The 15,808-nt window shown below is 70.0% G+C and carries 12 protein-coding genes; 8 read left to right on the top strand and 4 right to left on the bottom strand.

Annotated features, from left to right (window positions below; all coding sequences use genetic code 11):
- Positions 1-227: 227 nt before the first annotated feature.
- From AWX74_RS29315 to AWX74_RS29285, 7 genes are all read left to right on the top strand, one after another.
- Positions 228-1,211, top strand: a complete 984-nt coding sequence (locus tag AWX74_RS29315) for a helix-turn-helix domain-containing protein (protein WP_091283534.1) — start codon at positions 228-230, stop codon at positions 1,209-1,211.
- 488 nt (positions 1,212-1,699) lie between these two features.
- Positions 1,700-2,905, top strand: a complete 1,206-nt coding sequence (locus AWX74_RS29310; RefSeq protein WP_091283450.1) for an amidohydrolase family protein — start codon at positions 1,700-1,702, stop codon at positions 2,903-2,905.
- A gap of 140 nt (positions 2,906-3,045) precedes the next feature.
- Complete coding sequence (locus AWX74_RS29305) at positions 3,046-4,128, top strand: TIGR03617 family F420-dependent LLM class oxidoreductase (RefSeq protein ID WP_091283447.1); 1,083 nt, start codon at positions 3,046-3,048, stop codon at positions 4,126-4,128.
- Positions 4,125-4,919 (top strand): enoyl-CoA hydratase-related protein, encoded by a 795-nt coding sequence (locus tag AWX74_RS29300; protein ID WP_091283445.1) that lies wholly within the window; start codon positions 4,125-4,127, stop codon positions 4,917-4,919. The genes AWX74_RS29305 and AWX74_RS29300 overlap by 4 nt, the downstream gene beginning before the upstream one ends.
- A 53-nt stretch (positions 4,920-4,972) precedes the next feature.
- On the top strand, positions 4,973-5,875 hold the full coding sequence (locus AWX74_RS29295) for an SDR family oxidoreductase (RefSeq protein ID WP_091283443.1): 903 nt from the start codon (positions 4,973-4,975) through the stop codon (positions 5,873-5,875).
- Positions 5,876-6,092: 217 nt separating this feature from the next.
- On the top strand, positions 6,093-8,276 hold the full coding sequence (locus AWX74_RS29290) for an acyl-CoA dehydrogenase family protein (protein WP_091283441.1): 2,184 nt from the start codon (positions 6,093-6,095) through the stop codon (positions 8,274-8,276).
- 246 nt (positions 8,277-8,522) lie between these two features.
- Positions 8,523-9,239: a TetR/AcrR family transcriptional regulator gene (locus AWX74_RS29285; RefSeq protein ID WP_165615819.1), complete on the top strand. Its 717-nt coding sequence runs from the start codon at positions 8,523-8,525 to the stop codon at positions 9,237-9,239.
- A gap of 262 nt (positions 9,240-9,501) precedes the next feature.
- On the opposite strand, the gene AWX74_RS29280 is transcribed toward AWX74_RS29285, so the two are convergent.
- Positions 9,502-10,485: a magnesium and cobalt transport protein CorA gene (locus AWX74_RS29280; protein WP_242666473.1), complete on the bottom strand. Its 984-nt coding sequence runs from the start codon at positions 10,483-10,485 to the stop codon at positions 9,502-9,504.
- Positions 10,486-10,877: 392 nt separating this feature from the next.
- Here AWX74_RS29280 and AWX74_RS29275 point away from each other — a divergent pair, with 392 nt between their 5' ends.
- Positions 10,878-12,845 (top strand): potassium transporter Kup, encoded by a 1,968-nt coding sequence (locus tag AWX74_RS29275; RefSeq protein ID WP_114476432.1) that lies wholly within the window; start codon positions 10,878-10,880, stop codon positions 12,843-12,845.
- Positions 12,846-12,957: 112 nt separating this feature from the next.
- On the opposite strand, the gene AWX74_RS29270 is transcribed toward AWX74_RS29275, so the two are convergent.
- From AWX74_RS29270 to AWX74_RS29260, 3 genes are all read right to left on the bottom strand, one after another.
- On the bottom strand, positions 12,958-13,560 hold the full coding sequence (locus AWX74_RS29270; RefSeq protein WP_091283437.1) for a DUF6919 domain-containing protein: 603 nt from the start codon (positions 13,558-13,560) through the stop codon (positions 12,958-12,960).
- A 512-nt stretch (positions 13,561-14,072) separates the two neighbouring features.
- The gene (locus AWX74_RS29265; protein ID WP_091283435.1) at positions 14,073-14,783 is read right to left on the bottom strand and encodes a response regulator; all 711 of its coding nucleotides are present in this window, start codon (positions 14,781-14,783) and stop codon (positions 14,073-14,075) included.
- A gap of 126 nt (positions 14,784-14,909) precedes the next feature.
- On the bottom strand, positions 14,910-15,806 hold the full coding sequence (locus AWX74_RS29260) for a potassium-transporting ATPase subunit C (protein WP_091283433.1): 897 nt from the start codon (positions 15,804-15,806) through the stop codon (positions 14,910-14,912).
- Positions 15,807-15,808: the final 2 nt, after the last annotated feature.

Here is a 15,808-nt window from a genome sequence, read left to right as displayed (position 1 = left end):
TTCCTCAGGCAGCCGAGGTGGCGGAGTGCCTCGGCATGTGACGAGTCCCCGCGATTCTGGCCGCTCTCCGGGGCCGCCGATAGCCGCCAACCGACGGGCGCGGCCCGCCGAATGGCGTGTGGATCACCGTCACCGGCTCGGCCAGGTGCGTGAGTCCCGCGGCAGGTCGCACGTCCGAGATCTACGGCCGCTGGCCGGCGTGCGCGGCAGGGGGCGATTATGAGCCGATGAGGGAGCTCGCGGTGCGGCTGGCGGACCTGGACGTGGAGGCGGCCGTCGCGATTCGTGTGATCGCCCATTTCGATCTGCTGGTGGCGAGCCGGGCTGGTCTGCCGGCGATCGTGGCAAGTGCCGCGGAACTTGCCGCCTGCCCGGTGCGGCTGGCTGACCCGACCGGGCGGCACGCCGTGCGCATGCTGCCCGACGGCACCCCGCAGTCGCCGTCATCCGCCCCTGATCCGACCTGGCCCACAGCCGCGGTCAACGCGGTCGGCGCGGCGCTGTGGTTGGAAGCGCCCCGGCCGGTTCCAACCCTCCAGGCCGTCGTGCTCGAACGTGCGGCGGCCGCGGTCCGAGCGGCCTTGGAGAGGACCGCCGGCCAGGCTCACCTCGACGAGTCCGCCTCGCTCGAACTGGTCCTCGATGCCCGGGTCTCCAAAAGCGACCGGCTCGCGGCGGTACGTCGGCTGCGGCTACCCGCACGCGTCCGGGCCATCGCGCTGGAGGACGGAACCGCGCTCGTGCTGGCCCATGACGCCAGGCGGACCCAGAAGCAGCGCGCCGGGATCGGTCCGGCGGTCGCGCCCGCCGACCTACCGGCCTCGTGGGACGCGGCCCGACTGGCACTGCGGCTCACCGCTGACGGCACCGATGCCGACCCGGGCCCTCGGGTCGTGCACGCCGATGAGCTCGGCGTCCTCGCTCTTCTGATCCCGGCGGTCGACTCGTGCCCGCGGACGGTGCCGGACATCCAGGCGCTCCACCGGACCGCGGCGACAGCTCCCTGGATGCTCGCCACGCTCGACGCGGTCGCGAGTACTGGCAGCCTTCGTGACGCGGCGAGAACGCTGAACGTGCACCACTCCACGCTTCAGGGCCGGCTCGCGCACGCCGAGGTTGTCCTTGGATGGCCGCTGAAGGAACCGGCGGGCCGGTTAAGGCTGCAGCTCGCCCTCGCGTCACGGCGGATCCTGCGCTCAGCGACGACCTGATGAGGCGGGGTGGCCGTTCCATCCAGACGGCCATCTCAAGATTACGTTCCGCGCACCGCCGGTCGCACCCGCGGTAGATCTATCGGTAACTGGCCTTCTGCTTGGTATCCGGCACCTGACGCTCGGCGGACCGACCACCCGGCAGATCGTGCAGGGTCACCTCACGGGTCGTCGACCGGCCGCGGTGAAGGTCGACGCCGGACTCACGGCCAACCTCCGTCAGTCCGTCGGCGCCTCGACGGGCGGCGGCCCGGGCCCCGGGCCGCCTGCTTACCGCGCCAGAGCAGCGGGCGCTTCCGCGAAGGCAACGGCACCCTCCGGGCCGTCCGCCAGCCCGCCACACCCCGTGATCTTCCACTGCCGCTCCCACGCCTCGACCGGCGCCCACTGCGTCGATCCGACTACGATCGACTTTTCGACTTTACGTCCAATGTTACGGGTGTTACAGTGCCCTGGTCGGTAGCAGCCACTATTGCTCTGGAGGGTACATGGAGGCCGAATCCGCGACCACCGAAGAGCCGGTGGTCATAGTGTCGGCAGACTGCCATGCCGGTGCGCCGTTACTCGGTTATCGCGACTATCTTCCGCGAACATGGCACGACGATTTCGACAGCTGGTCGCGCGATTTCGTGAATCCCTGGAGCGATCTCGACGAGGTGCGTGCGGACCGGAACTGGAACAGCGCGAAACGCCTGGGCCACCTCGACGAGGACGGCATCGTCGCCGAGGTGATCTTCCCGAACACGAATCCGCCGTTCTGCCCGCAGACCGCGCTCGTCGCCGGTCCCCCGACCGCGGCGGACTACCCGCGCCGCTGGGCCGGGTTGAAAGCACACAACCGCTGGCTCGCCGACTTCTGCCGCGAGGTTCCCGGCCGGCGGGCCGGAATCGCGCAGGTGCTGTTCAACGAGCCGGACGAGGCGGTCAGAGAGATCACCTGGGCCCGCGAGAACGGGCTGACCGGAGGCATCCTGCTGCCGCCGATCCCGCCGGGCGCGCCGATCCCGCCGATCTGGGACGAGAGCTACGAACCGATCTGGGCGGCGTGCGCCGACCTCGACATCCCGATCAACCACCACGGCGGCAGCGGGTCGCCGGACTACGGCGGCAAACCGGGCATGGCCCGGCTCGTGTACCTCCAGGAGTTCACCTTCTACTCGCACCGCAACCTGTGGCTGCTGATCTGGTCCGGCCTTTTCGAGCGGCATCCGACTCTGCGCTACGTGGTCACCGAGCAGAGCTTCGAAGGCGTACTCAACGACGCAATGACGCACGACGGCCTGCACTCCGTCCTCACCGGCAAGGTGGAGTACGACACCGGCGACGCCATGCGCGAGCTGGTGGGTCCGAAGTTCATCGAAAGCCTGGGGCAGGCGCCGAGCGGGTTCCTGCGGGAGAACATCTGGTTCGGAGTGAGCTTCATGCGGGCCGCTGATGCCGGCCGCCGGCACGAGGCCGGCGTCGAACGCATGATGTGGGGCAGCGACTACCCGCACACCGAGGGCACATGGCCCGACAGCCGAGGTTCCATCGCAGCCGCCGTCGCCGGAGTGCCGCCGGCGGAGGCGCGGCGCATCCTCGGCCTCAACGCGATCGACTTCTACCGTTTCGACGCCGAGCTCCTGACCTCGGCAGCCGCCGAGCTCGGACCGACGCCTGCCCAGCTCGGTCTCGATCCCGACGAGGCCGCCTGACGGACGCCCAGGTATCCGCCGAATCGACGGGCGGAGCCTGGCGCCGCCGCCAGAATCGCGCCCGGCCTCGTTCGACGGAGGCGGCAGAGGCCATACCGCTGTGCGCATTTTGATCGGGAGACGAGGAGCGGAAGCCGACGATGGCGCTGAAGCTGGACGTGATGTTGTCGAATTCGGTCGTGGACGCGGCCGAGCGTGCCCGGGCGCTGGAGCGTGCCGGGGTGGACGGGGTGTTCAGCTTCGAGAACTCGCACGATTTGTTCTTTCCGTTGGTCGCAGCGGCGCCGGTGTGTTCGCTGGATCTGATGACGAACGTCGCGATCGCGTTTCCGCGCAGCCCGCTACATCTGGCGCACGCGGCTTATGATCTGCAGTTGCTGTCGCAGGGCCGGTTCCGGCTCGGGCTCGGCTCGCAGGTGCGGGCGCACGTGGAGAAGCGGTATGGCGCCCGGTGGGGTCGGCCGGTGACGCAGATGCGTGAGTGGGTCCAGGCGACGAAGGCGATCCTGGGCAGCTGGCAGGACGGCACCCGGCTGGACGTCCGCGGCGAGTACACCACCCACACTTTGATGACCCCGGCGTTCAATCCGGGTCCGAACCCGTACGGTGTGCCGAAGGTGCTGGTGGGCGCGCTCGGGCCGAAGATGAACCAGATGGCGGCCGAGGTCGCCGACGGGATCCTGGTGATGCCGTTCAACAGCGACCGGCATATGCGGGAACGCACGATGCCGGCGATCGAGGCCGGTCTCGCCGCTGCCGGGCGTAGCCGCGCCGACCTGGAGATCACCGCCGAGGTGATCGTCGCGGTCGGGCGTTCGGAGCAGGAGCTGGCCGCGGCGCGGGCGGCGCGCGGCCTGGTCGGGTTCTACGGGTCGACCCCGTCCTACCGGCCGGTGCTGGAGGTGGAGGGCTGGGGCGACCTGCAGCCCGAGCTCAACGCACGCTCCAAGCGTGGGGACTGGGCCGGGATGACCGAGCTGGTCACGGACGAGATGTTCGAGACCATCGCCGTCTGCGGCACTCCTGACCAGGTGGCCGAGGAGATCGTCCGCCGCTATGGCGACTGTGACCGGGTCTGTGCCTACTTCCCCGGTTACCCGGTCGGTGACGACCTGATCGGTGACGTGGCGCGGTCGTTGCACGCCGCGTCCGCGAAGGCCGACGGCCAGGCCTCCGCCTCCGCCTCCGCGTCCGCGTCCGCGTCCGCGACGGTGCCACGGTGACGGTCCTGTTCGACCTCGCCGACGGCGTCGCAACGCTCACCCTGCACCGGCCCGAGATGCGTAACGCGTTCGGCGGCTCGATGGCCCGCGCCCTCGTGGCGGCGTACGAGCGGTGCGACACCGACGACGCGGTCCGGGCGGTCGTGCTGACGGGAACGCCGCCGGCGTTCTGCGCCGGCGCGGACATGACGTCCGGCGGGGACACGTTCGCCCGCCCCGGCAGCGCGGCGTTCAGCGCGGCGGGGCTGAGCATGCCGGCGTGGCGGGTACGTAAGCCTGTCATCGCGGCGGTCAACGGCCACGCGATCGGCATCGGCTTCACCCTGACCCTGCAGTGCGACATCCGAATCTTCGCGGCCGACGCGAAGTACGGCATCGTCCAGGCGCGTCGTGGCGTGCTCGGGGATGCCTACTCACACTGGACGCTGCCCCGGATCGCGGGCATGTCCGGCGCGGCGGAGATCCTGCTGACCGGGCGCACGTTCGACGGCCAGGAGGCCCGAGAGCTGGGCGTCTGCAGCCGGGTGCTGCCGAACGAGGAGGTCCTGCCCGCAGCCCTGGAGATCGCCCGGGACATCGCGGTCAACACCGCCCCGCTGTCCGTCGCGTACAGCAAGCGGCTGCTCTGGGACACCTGGGGCCTGGACCCCGCGGGAGTGGAGGCCCGGGAGACGGCTGCCCACCACCACACCATGGGCGCACCGGACGCCAAGGAAGGCGTCCTGGCCTTCCTGGAACGGCGGTCGCCGCGCTGGCAGGGCAGCGTCGCCACCGAGTGGTCCGACGACTGACCGTGCCTGCGCGCCGCGCCTGAGCACCGTGCCACAACAGAAGGAACTCGACTATGAACAACGGCGTCACCCAGCCGGTCGCGATCGTCACGGGTGCGAACACCGGCATCGGGCTGGAAACAGCCCTCGGCCTGGCGGAGCGGGGCCTGCGTGTCGTCGCCACCGCGCGGGATCCGGAGCGCGGTGCCACGGCGGTGGCCGAGATCGAGCGCCGGACCGGGAAGACCGTCGACCTCCTGCCGCTCGATCTGGCGTCGTTCGTCTCGATCCGCGAGTTCGCCGCGACCGTCCTGGACCGCTACCCGCGCATCGACGTCCTCGTCCACAATGCGGGGCTCGCGCCGGGCGGGCACCGCTGGGAGACACAGGAGGGGTTCGAGGCGGCGTTCGGCGTCAACCACCTCGGCCCGTTCCTGCTGACCAGCCTGCTGCGGGAGCGGATCATCGCGCGCGCACCGGCCCGGATCGTGATCGTCTCGTCCGGTGCCTACCGCGCGGCACCGGACGGCCTCTGCTTCGACGACCTACAGCACCGCGAGCGCTTCCACTCGCTCCAGGTCTACGCGGAGTCCAAGCTCGCCAACCTCTACTTCATGCAGATCCTGGCCCGCCAGCTCGCCGGCTCCGGCGTGACCGTCAACGCCCTCAACCCGGGCTACGTCGCCACCCAGCTGGGCCAGCCCCGCGAAGCCGACCTCGCGCACGCGGTCACCGTGCCACGCGACAACGCGGCGTCAAACGCCGCGCTGGCGAATCTCCCGGAGCCGCTGACCGCCGCACGGGGCGCCGTCCCCTCGATCACCCTGGCCACGTCCCCGGAGCTGGCCACGACCACCGGCGTCTACTTCGAACGGACCAAGCCGGCCACGCTGACCCCCGTGGCCGCCGACCTCGGCCTCGCCCAGCGGCTCTGGGACGAAAGTGAACGACTCGTCGCTCTGCACCCCGCCCACTGACCCGCACGACTCTGACCTGGCTGCCCGCGATCGCGATCGCGATCGCGATCGCGGGCACGGGCACGGGCACGGGCACGGGCACGGGCACGGGCACGGGCAGCCGGGCCCACCGCGCCGGACCTGGGCGACCCGTCACGCTCGCACAGTTTTTGCTCAATGCCCTGAAAGCCCCAGATGGGCCGACCGCTGGCTCGTCAGCCGCGAGGAGTGATGCACCGTGTCCATTGGTCTCGACGAGGACCACGCCGCACTATCGGACGCCGTGCGCGGCTTCGTCTCCCGGCACGCTGCCTCCGAGCGGGTGCGGGCAGGCCTGGAACGGTGGGTCGCGGGCGCGGCTCCCGACTACTGGCAGGCGATCGTCGAGCAGGGCCTGACCTCGCTGCACCTCCCGGAGGATCTCGGCGGCGCCGGGGCAGGGGCCGTGGCACTGGCGGTCGTCGTCGAGGAGAGCGCACGCGGACTGCTGCCCGGCCCGCTGCTGCCCAGCGTGCTGACCAGCAGCGTGCTGGCCCGGTATGGCGACGACAGCCTGCGCAAACGGCTGCTGCCAGTGCTCGCGGCCGGCACGACCGGGGCCACGGCGCTCGCGGCCAACGGCGTCACAGCCACGCCCGGCCCCGACGGCACCTACCGGGTCGCCGGCACCACCCTGCCGGTGCTCGGCGCCCCCGGGGCGGCAATCCTGCTTCTCGGCGCGACCACCCCGGACGGCGACGAGATCTGGTTCACCGCCGAACCCGGCGGCGGCGTCGAGGCGACCGCAGGCGCGCCGGTCGACCACACCCGCGCCGTCGGAACGGTGACGCTGACCGACGTCACCGTCGGCCCGGAACAGGTCCTCCACGTGCACGCCGCGCAGATCCGCGCGGTCGCGGCGGTGCTGTTCGCCGCCGAGGCGGTCGGACTCGCACGGTGGTGCGTCACGACCGGCATCGACTACGCGAAGATCCGCGAGCAGTTCGGCCGGCCCATCGGCTCGTTCCAGGCGATCAAGCACAAATGCGCCCGACTGTTCATCGACGTCGAGACAATGTCGGCGTCAGCCTGGGACGCCGCCCGCGCGCTGGAGCAGGACGACGAGCAGCTCGCCATCGCCGCCGCCGGCGCCGCGGTCGCCTGCCTGCCGCGAGCCACCGAGATCGGCCTGGAGACGATCACACTGCTGGGCGGGATCGGCTACACCTGGGAGCACGACGCCCACTTCTACTGGCGTCGAGCGATGGTCCTGGAGAACCTGCTCGGCCCGATCGACGACTGGGAACATCTGACGGGCGAACTCGTCCAGCACACCGCCCGCGACTTCAGCATCGACCTGTCGCACGCGGACGACACGTTCCGGGCCCGCATCGCCGGCGTGCTCGCCGAGGTCGCGGCGCTGCCCGCCGACGGGCCAGCCCGCCGGCAGCGCCTCGCGGACGAAGGCCTCGTCGTGCCGCACTACCCGAAGCCCTATGGCCTCGCCGCGACCCCGGTCGAACAGCTGGTGATCCAGCAGGAGTACGAACGGTCCGGAGTCACCCAGCCACGGCTGATCATCGGCGACTGGGCGCTGCCGACGATCCTCGCCCACGGCACCCAGGAACAGAAGGACTACTTCGTCCCACCGACGCTGCGCGGCGATCTCCAGTGGTGCCAGCTGTTCAGCGAGCCGGGCGCCGGCTCCGACCTCGCCGCCCTGTCGACCCGGGCCGTGAAAACCGACGGCGGCTGGCTACTGACCGGGCAGAAGGTCTGGAACACCGGCACCCGGGAGGCGGACTACGGCATCTGCCTGGCCAGAACCGACCCTGCGGCCCCCAAGCACAAGGGCATCTCCTACTTCCTCGTCGACATGGCCGCACCCGGCCTCGACATCCGACCGCTGCGCGAGGCGAACGGCGGCTACCTGTTCAACGAGGTCTTCCTCGACGACGTCTTCGTGCCTGACCGCCATCTGGTCGGTGAGGTGAACGGGGGCTGGGCCCTGGCCCGCACGACCCTGGGTAACGAACGCGTCAGCATCAGCGGGATGCAGCACATCCCGACCCAACTACTCGACCTTGCAGCCTCGGGTGAGCTCGCCAGCGCACCACACGACACAACCCGCGAGATCGGCGCCATGTTCGCCACCGCCCACGCGCTGGCGGCGATGGCCCTGCGCACCACCCAGCGCACCCTGTCCGGGCTGCGCCCCGGCGCGGAATCCAGCGTGTCGAAGGCCGCCTCCGGCCTTCTCGTCACCCAGATCGGCCAGCGGTCCATGCGCTGGTTCGGTGCCAAGGCCGCGCTGGCCGACGGCCCCGCGGGAGAACGCGTCGACCGCTACCTCAGCGTGCCGACACAGCTGATCGGCGGCGGCACCATGGAGATCCAGCTCAACGTCATCGCCGAGCGGATCCTCGGCCTGCCCCGCGGCTGACCAGGGCTGTGGTCTGTCGTCGACGTGCGCGGAAACGTGGCGGGCGTACCTGCGACGGGTCACGCCACCGAGATCACGGCCGAGCAATACCGGCGGGCGATGTCGATCTGCCTCGACGTCCCGGTCAAACCCGAGGTCAGGACCTGATCGGTACGACGAATACTGCGCGGCGCTGGCGAATTTACCCGGTACGTGCGGCAAATTGCGGCAAATTGATGAGGGCGGCAGGTAGGTAGCATCCGGACTGTGCGAGATCCCCTCACCCCGAACCAGGTGATCGCCGCTGCCCGATCGCTGCTGGAGCGGGACGGCTACCAGCAGTTCTCGATGCGCAGGCTCGCGGCCGAGCTGGGCGTGGCGCCGACCGCGATCTACTGGCACGTCGGCAACCGGGACGAGCTTCTCGACACCGTCCTCGGCCAGATGGGCGACACGATCGGCGCGGTAGGCGTCGTCGGCGCGTCGCCCGCGGAACGCATCGTGTCGGCCGCCACCTCCCTGCTGGGGAACATCAACGAACACCGCGGGCTGGTGGAGCTGGCCCATCAGCGGGGAATCCTGCTGGCGCTGATGGGGCCGGCCCGGCTGGCACTGGCAGGCGAGTTCGCCCAGGCGGGCCTGCGCGGGGCTCAGGTCGCCGACGCGACCAATGCCGTCGTCCAGCTCGTCGGCGATCATGTGACGGTCGGCCATGTCGCCCGCGACTGGCCCGAGCAGGCTGTCGGCGACGTTGTCGCCGACGCCATCGTTCCATCGCTCGACCCGACCGTGGCCGCCGCACTCGGCCGCCCACCGGCCCGCGGCCACACCTTCGCCGTCATGCTGAACGCGCTGGTCGACGGACTACTGAGGCAGCCGGCAGCGGAGTCGGCGCAGTCCGCTCACGCGTCCGCGCGGACCTCGGCGCCAGAAGGCCCGGCCCGTACGGCCACCCGGGCCAGCAGCGCCCCGTCGAACCCGTAGAACTCAGGCCCGTTCAGGTCCCAGAACTCACCACGCCCGGGCCGCGGAACGCCACAACCGCCGCAGCATGGATTTCCGGCTTCCCGCCAGGTTCTCCCCGCGTGCGGGTGCTGCTCGGGCTCGCCGCGATGCCGCTCATCGACCCAGGTCAGAGGCGTACCCGGGCTCGACTACCACGCCCGCAGCAGCGCCCGTCAAAGACCTTCACGACGGCCGATTCGGTACACCTTCCGCGGCGTGGGCTCGTGTCCGGCGTCCGGTTCTACAACCAGCCGTTGCGTCTGAAGGCGCGGTGGAGCAGGAGGCAGGCTGTGACGATGAACGCCAACACGGCGGGGTAACCCCAGACCTGGCGCAGTTCGGGCATGTGGTCGAAGTTCATGCCATAGATGCCCGCGGTGGCGGTGGGGACAGCGGCGATCGCCGCCCAGGCGCTGATCCTGCGCATGTCCTGGTTCTGTGCGACGGAGACCTGGGCGAGGGTGGCCTGCAGGAACGAGCCGAGCAGTTCGTCGAATCCGGCGACGCGTTCGGAGACGCGCTGCACGTTCTCCTCGGTGCCGCGGAAGCGGTTACGTACCTCGGGCGGGATCGGGCCGACGTCGCCGTCCGGGTCGGCGAGGGCACGCAACGGTGCGGCCAGCGGCAGCACGGCGTGCTTGAACTCCACCACTTCCCGTTTGAGCTGGTACACGGCACCGGCATCGGGAAAGCGGACCCGGTCGTCGAACACCGCTTTCTCGAGGGTATCGATGTCTCTCTGTATCCGATCGGCGACCTTCAGATAGCCGCCGACGATGTGGTCGGCGATGGCGTGCAGCACGATCGCCGGGCCGCGGGCGAGCAGATGCGGGCGGGCTTCCAGACGGGCGCGCAGCGTCTGCAGCTCGCCATACGCTCCATGACGGACGGTGACCACGAAATCACGGCCGAGAAAGACCATGATCTGCCCGGTTTCGACGATCTCCGAGGTGGCGGAGACCTCCTCGTGCTCGACATAGCGGATGGTTTTCAACACGGCGAACAGGGTGCCGCCGTAGCTGTCCAGCTTGGGGCGTTCGTGGCTCCGGGCGGCATCTTCCACCGCGAGCGGATGCAGGCCGAACGTGGCCGCGACCGCCGCCAGGTCATCCTCGGACGGCTCATACAGGCCGAGCCAGACGAACCTGTCCCGACCCGCGTGCACGGCGCGCAGCGCCGCGTCGAAACCACGTGGATGCGAGTCACGCTCACCATGGCGATACACCCCGCATGCCACGACCGAGGCACGCGCCTCCAGGGGCAGGCCTTCGAGGCCGGCGGTGCGGCGCCGAGGGTGCACCAGCGACACCGGCCCGCGCAGGGCGCTTCCCAGCCGGCCAGCTCCATCCCTGAGCGTGGACGCCGAGGCAGGCTCGGGAGGGCGCGATCCGGGTGTGTCGCGGTGTTCCCCATCCACGGGGCAAGCCTATGGCGCTCGTCAGGAGCGGTGTCCCGGACCACCACGGCCTCCACCGGTCACCGAAGTACCGAGGCCGACGCAGGCCACCGCGGGGCGGACAGCGCACGCTCCCCGCTGCGTGCGCATGGCCGGTACCGTCTGGGCGCGCGTGCCGGGCCACCAGCACACGCAGCCGCCAGCACCCAGGAAGGACGGCCGTGACGGATCGGCAGCAGCAGGCGGCCCCGGGGCCCGCATCGGCGCCGCCGGACGCCCACGGTGCGCATGCGCGGGACACCGTGCGACTCGCACTGGTGGTCGGTGCGCTCGGGGTCGTGTTCGGTGACATCGGGACCAGCCCGATCTACACCCTGCAGACGGTGTTCAACCCGGAGGACCCGCACCCCGTCCCGGTCAGCACGCACGCCGTGCTCGGGGTGGTGTCGATGGTGTTCTGGTCCGTGATGATCATCGTCACGGTCACCTACGTGCTGCTGGCGATGCGCGCCGACAACGACGGCGAGGGCGGCATCATGGCACTGATCACCCTGCTGCGGCGGATGGGCACGCCACGGGGGCGACGAACCACCGCCCTGCTGGCAGGGCTCGGCATCTTCGGCGCCGCACTCTTCTTCGGCGACAGCATGATCACCCCGGCGATCTCGGTGATGTCCGCGGTCGAGGGCCTCAAGATCGTACAACCGTCACTCGGCGACCTCGTCGTACCCATCACCGCCGTGATCATCGTGGTGCTGTTCCTCGTCCAGCGCAGCGGCACCGCAGCGGTAGGCCGGGTCTTCGGACCGGTGATGATCGTCTGGTTCGTGACCATCGGCACGCTCGGGGTGGCCGGCATCACCGAACACCCCGCCATCCTCAAGGCACTGTCGCCGACCTACGCCGCGAGCTTCCTCATCCACCACATCGGTACCGGATTCTTCGCCCTGGCGGCGGTCGTGCTCGCGGTCACCGGCGCCGAGGCGCTGTACGCCGACATGGGACACTTCGGCCGCAGGGCGATCACCCGGGCCTGGCTGCTGCTCGTGTTCCCCGCGTGCGTGCTCAGCTACCTCGGCCAGGGAGCCCTGATCCTCAACCACCCGGATCGCATCAACAGCCCGTTCTTCCTCCTCGCTCCCGGCTGGGCACGGCTGCCCCTCGTCCTGCTGGCCACCGCGGCGACGGTCATCGCCTCCCAGGCCGTGATCACCGGGGCGTACTCGGTCGCGTCCCAGGCCGCCGAGCTCGGCTACCTGCCTCGGCTGCGGGTCGCCCACACCTCGGAGTCCACGATCGGCCAGATCTACGTCCCGTGGATCAACTGGCTGCTGATGGTCTCGGTGCTCACGCTCGTCCTCGCGTTCCGCAGCTCGGCGGCCCTCGCCTACGCGTTCGGCATGGCGGTCACCGGGACGATCACCATCACCACCCTGATGTTCTTCTACATAGCCCGGTACACGTGGCAGACACCGCGATGGCTGCTCGGCCTCGGCGCGAGCGTGCTGCTGCTGGTCGACCTCCTGTTCGTCGCGGCCAACCTGACCAAGCTCGTCCACGGCGCCTGGCTGCCGCTGCTCATCGCATTGACCGCGTTCACGGTCATGACGACCTGGCAGCGAGGACGACAGATCGTCACCGCGCAGCGGCACACCCGCGAGGGATCACTACGCGACTTCGTCGACCAGCTACACGCGGCCACGGCGGCCACGGCCCAGGTTCCCGGCACGGCGGTGTTCCTCAACCGCGGCAAGCAGACCGCCCCGCTGGCACTGCGCGCCAACGTCGAGCACAACCACGTACGCCACGACCTCGTCCTGATCATGTCGGTCGAGACCCTGCCGGTGCCTCGCGTCCCGGCGAACGAGCGGATCGCCGTGGACGACCTCGGCTACGCCGACGACGGCATCAGCCACATCACCGCCCGGTTCGGCTACATGGACCAACCAGACGTGCTCGGCGCGCTCAGGGAACTCGATCCGGCCACCATCGAGGGACAGCGACTGAACCTCGACCAGGCGTCCTACTTCCTGTCCAAGATCGAGCTTCGCGTCGGGGACGCACCGACCATGGCACGCTGGCGCAAGCGGTTGTTCATCGCGACCTCCTACATCACCGCCGACGCCGCCGAACACTTCGGACTCCCCCGCGACCGCACCGTCATCATGGGCGCCCACATCGAGATCTGACGCAACGGCTAACAGCAGGCGCACCCCGCGGCGTCGACGGAGGTCTCCGATGTCCACCCGTCGACGCCTCAGCCCGCGGTCGACGCCCGTCCCGACGCGCGATCTTCAGCAGTCACCGCCTGGACGGATCCCGGCCGGCGACCGCCAGCGCGTCCCACAGATAGCTCTCACGCCCCCACACGGGATCGATTGCTGTGACCTGGTGAGCACGGCCCAGGCTCGCCACGGCGCGACGGTTACACCCGCCGCAGGTGCCATAGAGATATCGGATGTCGGTACGTGTGTGGTAGCGCCCCACCGAGACGAGCGCCGCGCCGCGGTGGAGCTTGACGGCAATGTCCACCGGCCTCTGCGGGAGGATGCCGCCACGGGTCACCGACCATGCCGGCGGATTGACGATCAGCACGATCTCGGTGCCCAGCAACGCCTGCCTGATCATCTGTGTGCTGGCGTCGTCCGCGAACCCCTCGACGAACGCGCGCTGGCCACACCCGCTCCCGATGTGCCGACCGGGCTGAGAAGTCAGTGTGACAAGCCCGTGGCGATTGACGGCGGCCAGCTCGGGGGCAATCGTCCTGGTCTCCTCGTCCAGTGTCCCGCCGTAGGCGGGCCCTGTCGCGATGGTGCCCTCGAGCCAACGGGCGGTCAGCTCGCCCAGCTCGGCGAGATTTCGAGCGGTCAGCCAGTTCAGAGGTGCGATTTGTCTGGTTGTCACCTTGGTGCGCTCCTCCGCGCGGCAGAGGCCGGGCCCTGTGGGGCGGCCCTGCGAGAGATCCAGGTCGGCACTGCTAATCCGTTTCTTCCGTCCCATGAGAGGGTCCGAGGAACGCCGGCTCCCTCCGCAGAGAGGTCTCCCGTACCGCCCAGACGGTCAGCCAGACCGCGCTCAGCGCGAGCAGGACGGGAATGTCGGTCGCAGGGTGGGGCAGCAGGACGGCCATGAGCTTGGTCCTTCCCTAAGCCCTGTGGCGATGAGAGGCGGGAGGTAGGAGGTGCAGCCCCATTGGACTGCCCGCGGCGAGGAGATGGAAAGGGCTTCTCACAGAACTCTCACACCTACTTGGCGAATTTCAACAGCCTTTTAACATCACCGTTCGAGTGGCATGCTGCAGATGCTCCCGCCGAACAATCAGGAGCGGCAGAGCAGGAAAGACAAAACAACCGAACACGCTCGGGTGGGCTGTTTGACGGCCACTGGCCGTGGAGGTTGTCAGCCGGCCGGCACGGCTACGGCTGGTAGCGGTAGCCCATCCCGGGTTCGGTGGTGAGGTAGCGAGGTCGGGTGGGGTCCGGTTCGAGTTTGCGCCGCAACCGGTTGATGTACAGGCGCAGGGAGGAGGTGTCGTCCGCATAGGCCTTCCCCCAGACCTGGGTGAGCAGGGCCCGGCTGCTGACCAGCGTGCCCGGGTTGCGCAGCAGCGCTTCGAGCAGCCGCCACTCGGTCGGCGTCAGATGGACGGATTCGTGACCGCCGTCCCTGGAGGTGACGGACTTGGCCACGAAGTCGACGCGGTAGTCGCCCACGTCGGCCACCGACCCCACGCGGGCGCCGCCCCCGCGCCGGCTGACGGCACGCAGCCGGGCGAGAAGCTCCTCGACGGAGAAGGGCTTGGTGATGTAGTCGTCCGCCCCGGCGTCCAGGGATGCGATCTTGTCGTGTCCGGAGGTGCGGCCGGACAGGACGATGATCGGGACGCTGGTCCAGTCACGCAGACCGCGGATGACGTCGATGCCGTCCATGTCCGGCAGGCCCAGGTCGAGCACGACGATGTCGGGCGGGTGCGCGGCGGCCTCGGTCAGGGCGTGCCCGCCGTCAACCGCCGTGCGGACCTCGTATCCCTTGGCGTGCAGGGTGATCCGCATCGCCCGCAGGAGCTGTGGTTCGTCCTCGACGAACAGCACGCGGCCGCTGTGGTGTGAATCAGGTCCGCTTCGCATCAGCCTGCTCCTGCCGTTGGCCGCCGGCTCCGTTCAGCGCATCCCCGACCGGAGTCCAGCGGGTCCCAGAGAGCTGAGCCGGGTCAAGGGCTCAGCCCACCCCTCAGGGGTTCGCTATGACTCGGTTCAAGGGGCCGCTTTGACTCGGTCGAGGTCGAGGTTCAGCTCCAGCACGTTGACGTTCGGTGCGCCGATGAAGCCCAGTGCCCGGCCCGTGGTGTTCTCGTCGACGAGGTCACGGACCTCGTCGACAGGCAGAGCTCGTTCCCGGGCTATCCGGGGGATCTGCAGCTCGGCGTAGGCCGGGCTGATGCCGGGGTCGAGGCCGCTGGCGCTGGCGGTCACGGCGTCGGCGGGCACCACCGGCTTCTCCGGGGCGTCGCCACGGACGAGAACCCGCTCACCGGCGGCGATGTCATCGCCGGGCGTACGGCACTCGACGGCCACGCCCTGGTAGCTGGCGAGGAACGGGGTGGCGGGGCACGCCTCGTTGACGCTGACGACGCGGGTGATGGCGCCTTCGAACCCGGGCCCGGCGTGGTAGACGGCGAGGACGGCACCGACACCGGAGGCGGTGCAGTACCTGCGGCTGCCGTCGACCCCTTCCCGCTCCCCGACCGCCAGGCTGCGCTCACAGACCTGGGTGAGCAGGCTCTGCCCGCTCTCGTCCTCGTCGGGGGTGGCGGGGTCGTCGATGCTGTCGACGACGTCCTCGGGGCCGAGGTTGGACGCCGAGGTGGACGTCGGGTCGTAGCCGTCACCGGCGGCGGAGGGCCGGCTCTGGAAATAGGCCGGCAGCGCGTTCCCGTCCGCGTCGGTGAACGACTGACCGATCAGCGACGAGCCGACACGCTGGCCTTCGGCGTTGGTGACGAAGGAGCCGTCCGCCTTGCCCTTCAGACCTGGGATCTGCGCGATGGCCAGGATCGCCAGCGGGTAGGCGAGGCCGACGAGCACGGTGAGGACGAGTAGTGCCCGCAGCGCCGCCAGATGCTGGCGGATCCAGGATGGAAGCGTTGACATGG

Origin of the sequence: Parafrankia irregularis (assembly GCF_001536285.1) — a bacterium.
Classification (GTDB): domain Bacteria; phylum Actinomycetota; class Actinomycetes; order Frankiales; family Frankiaceae; genus Parafrankia; species Parafrankia irregularis.
This window is presented reverse-complemented; position numbering and strand designations above follow the sequence as displayed.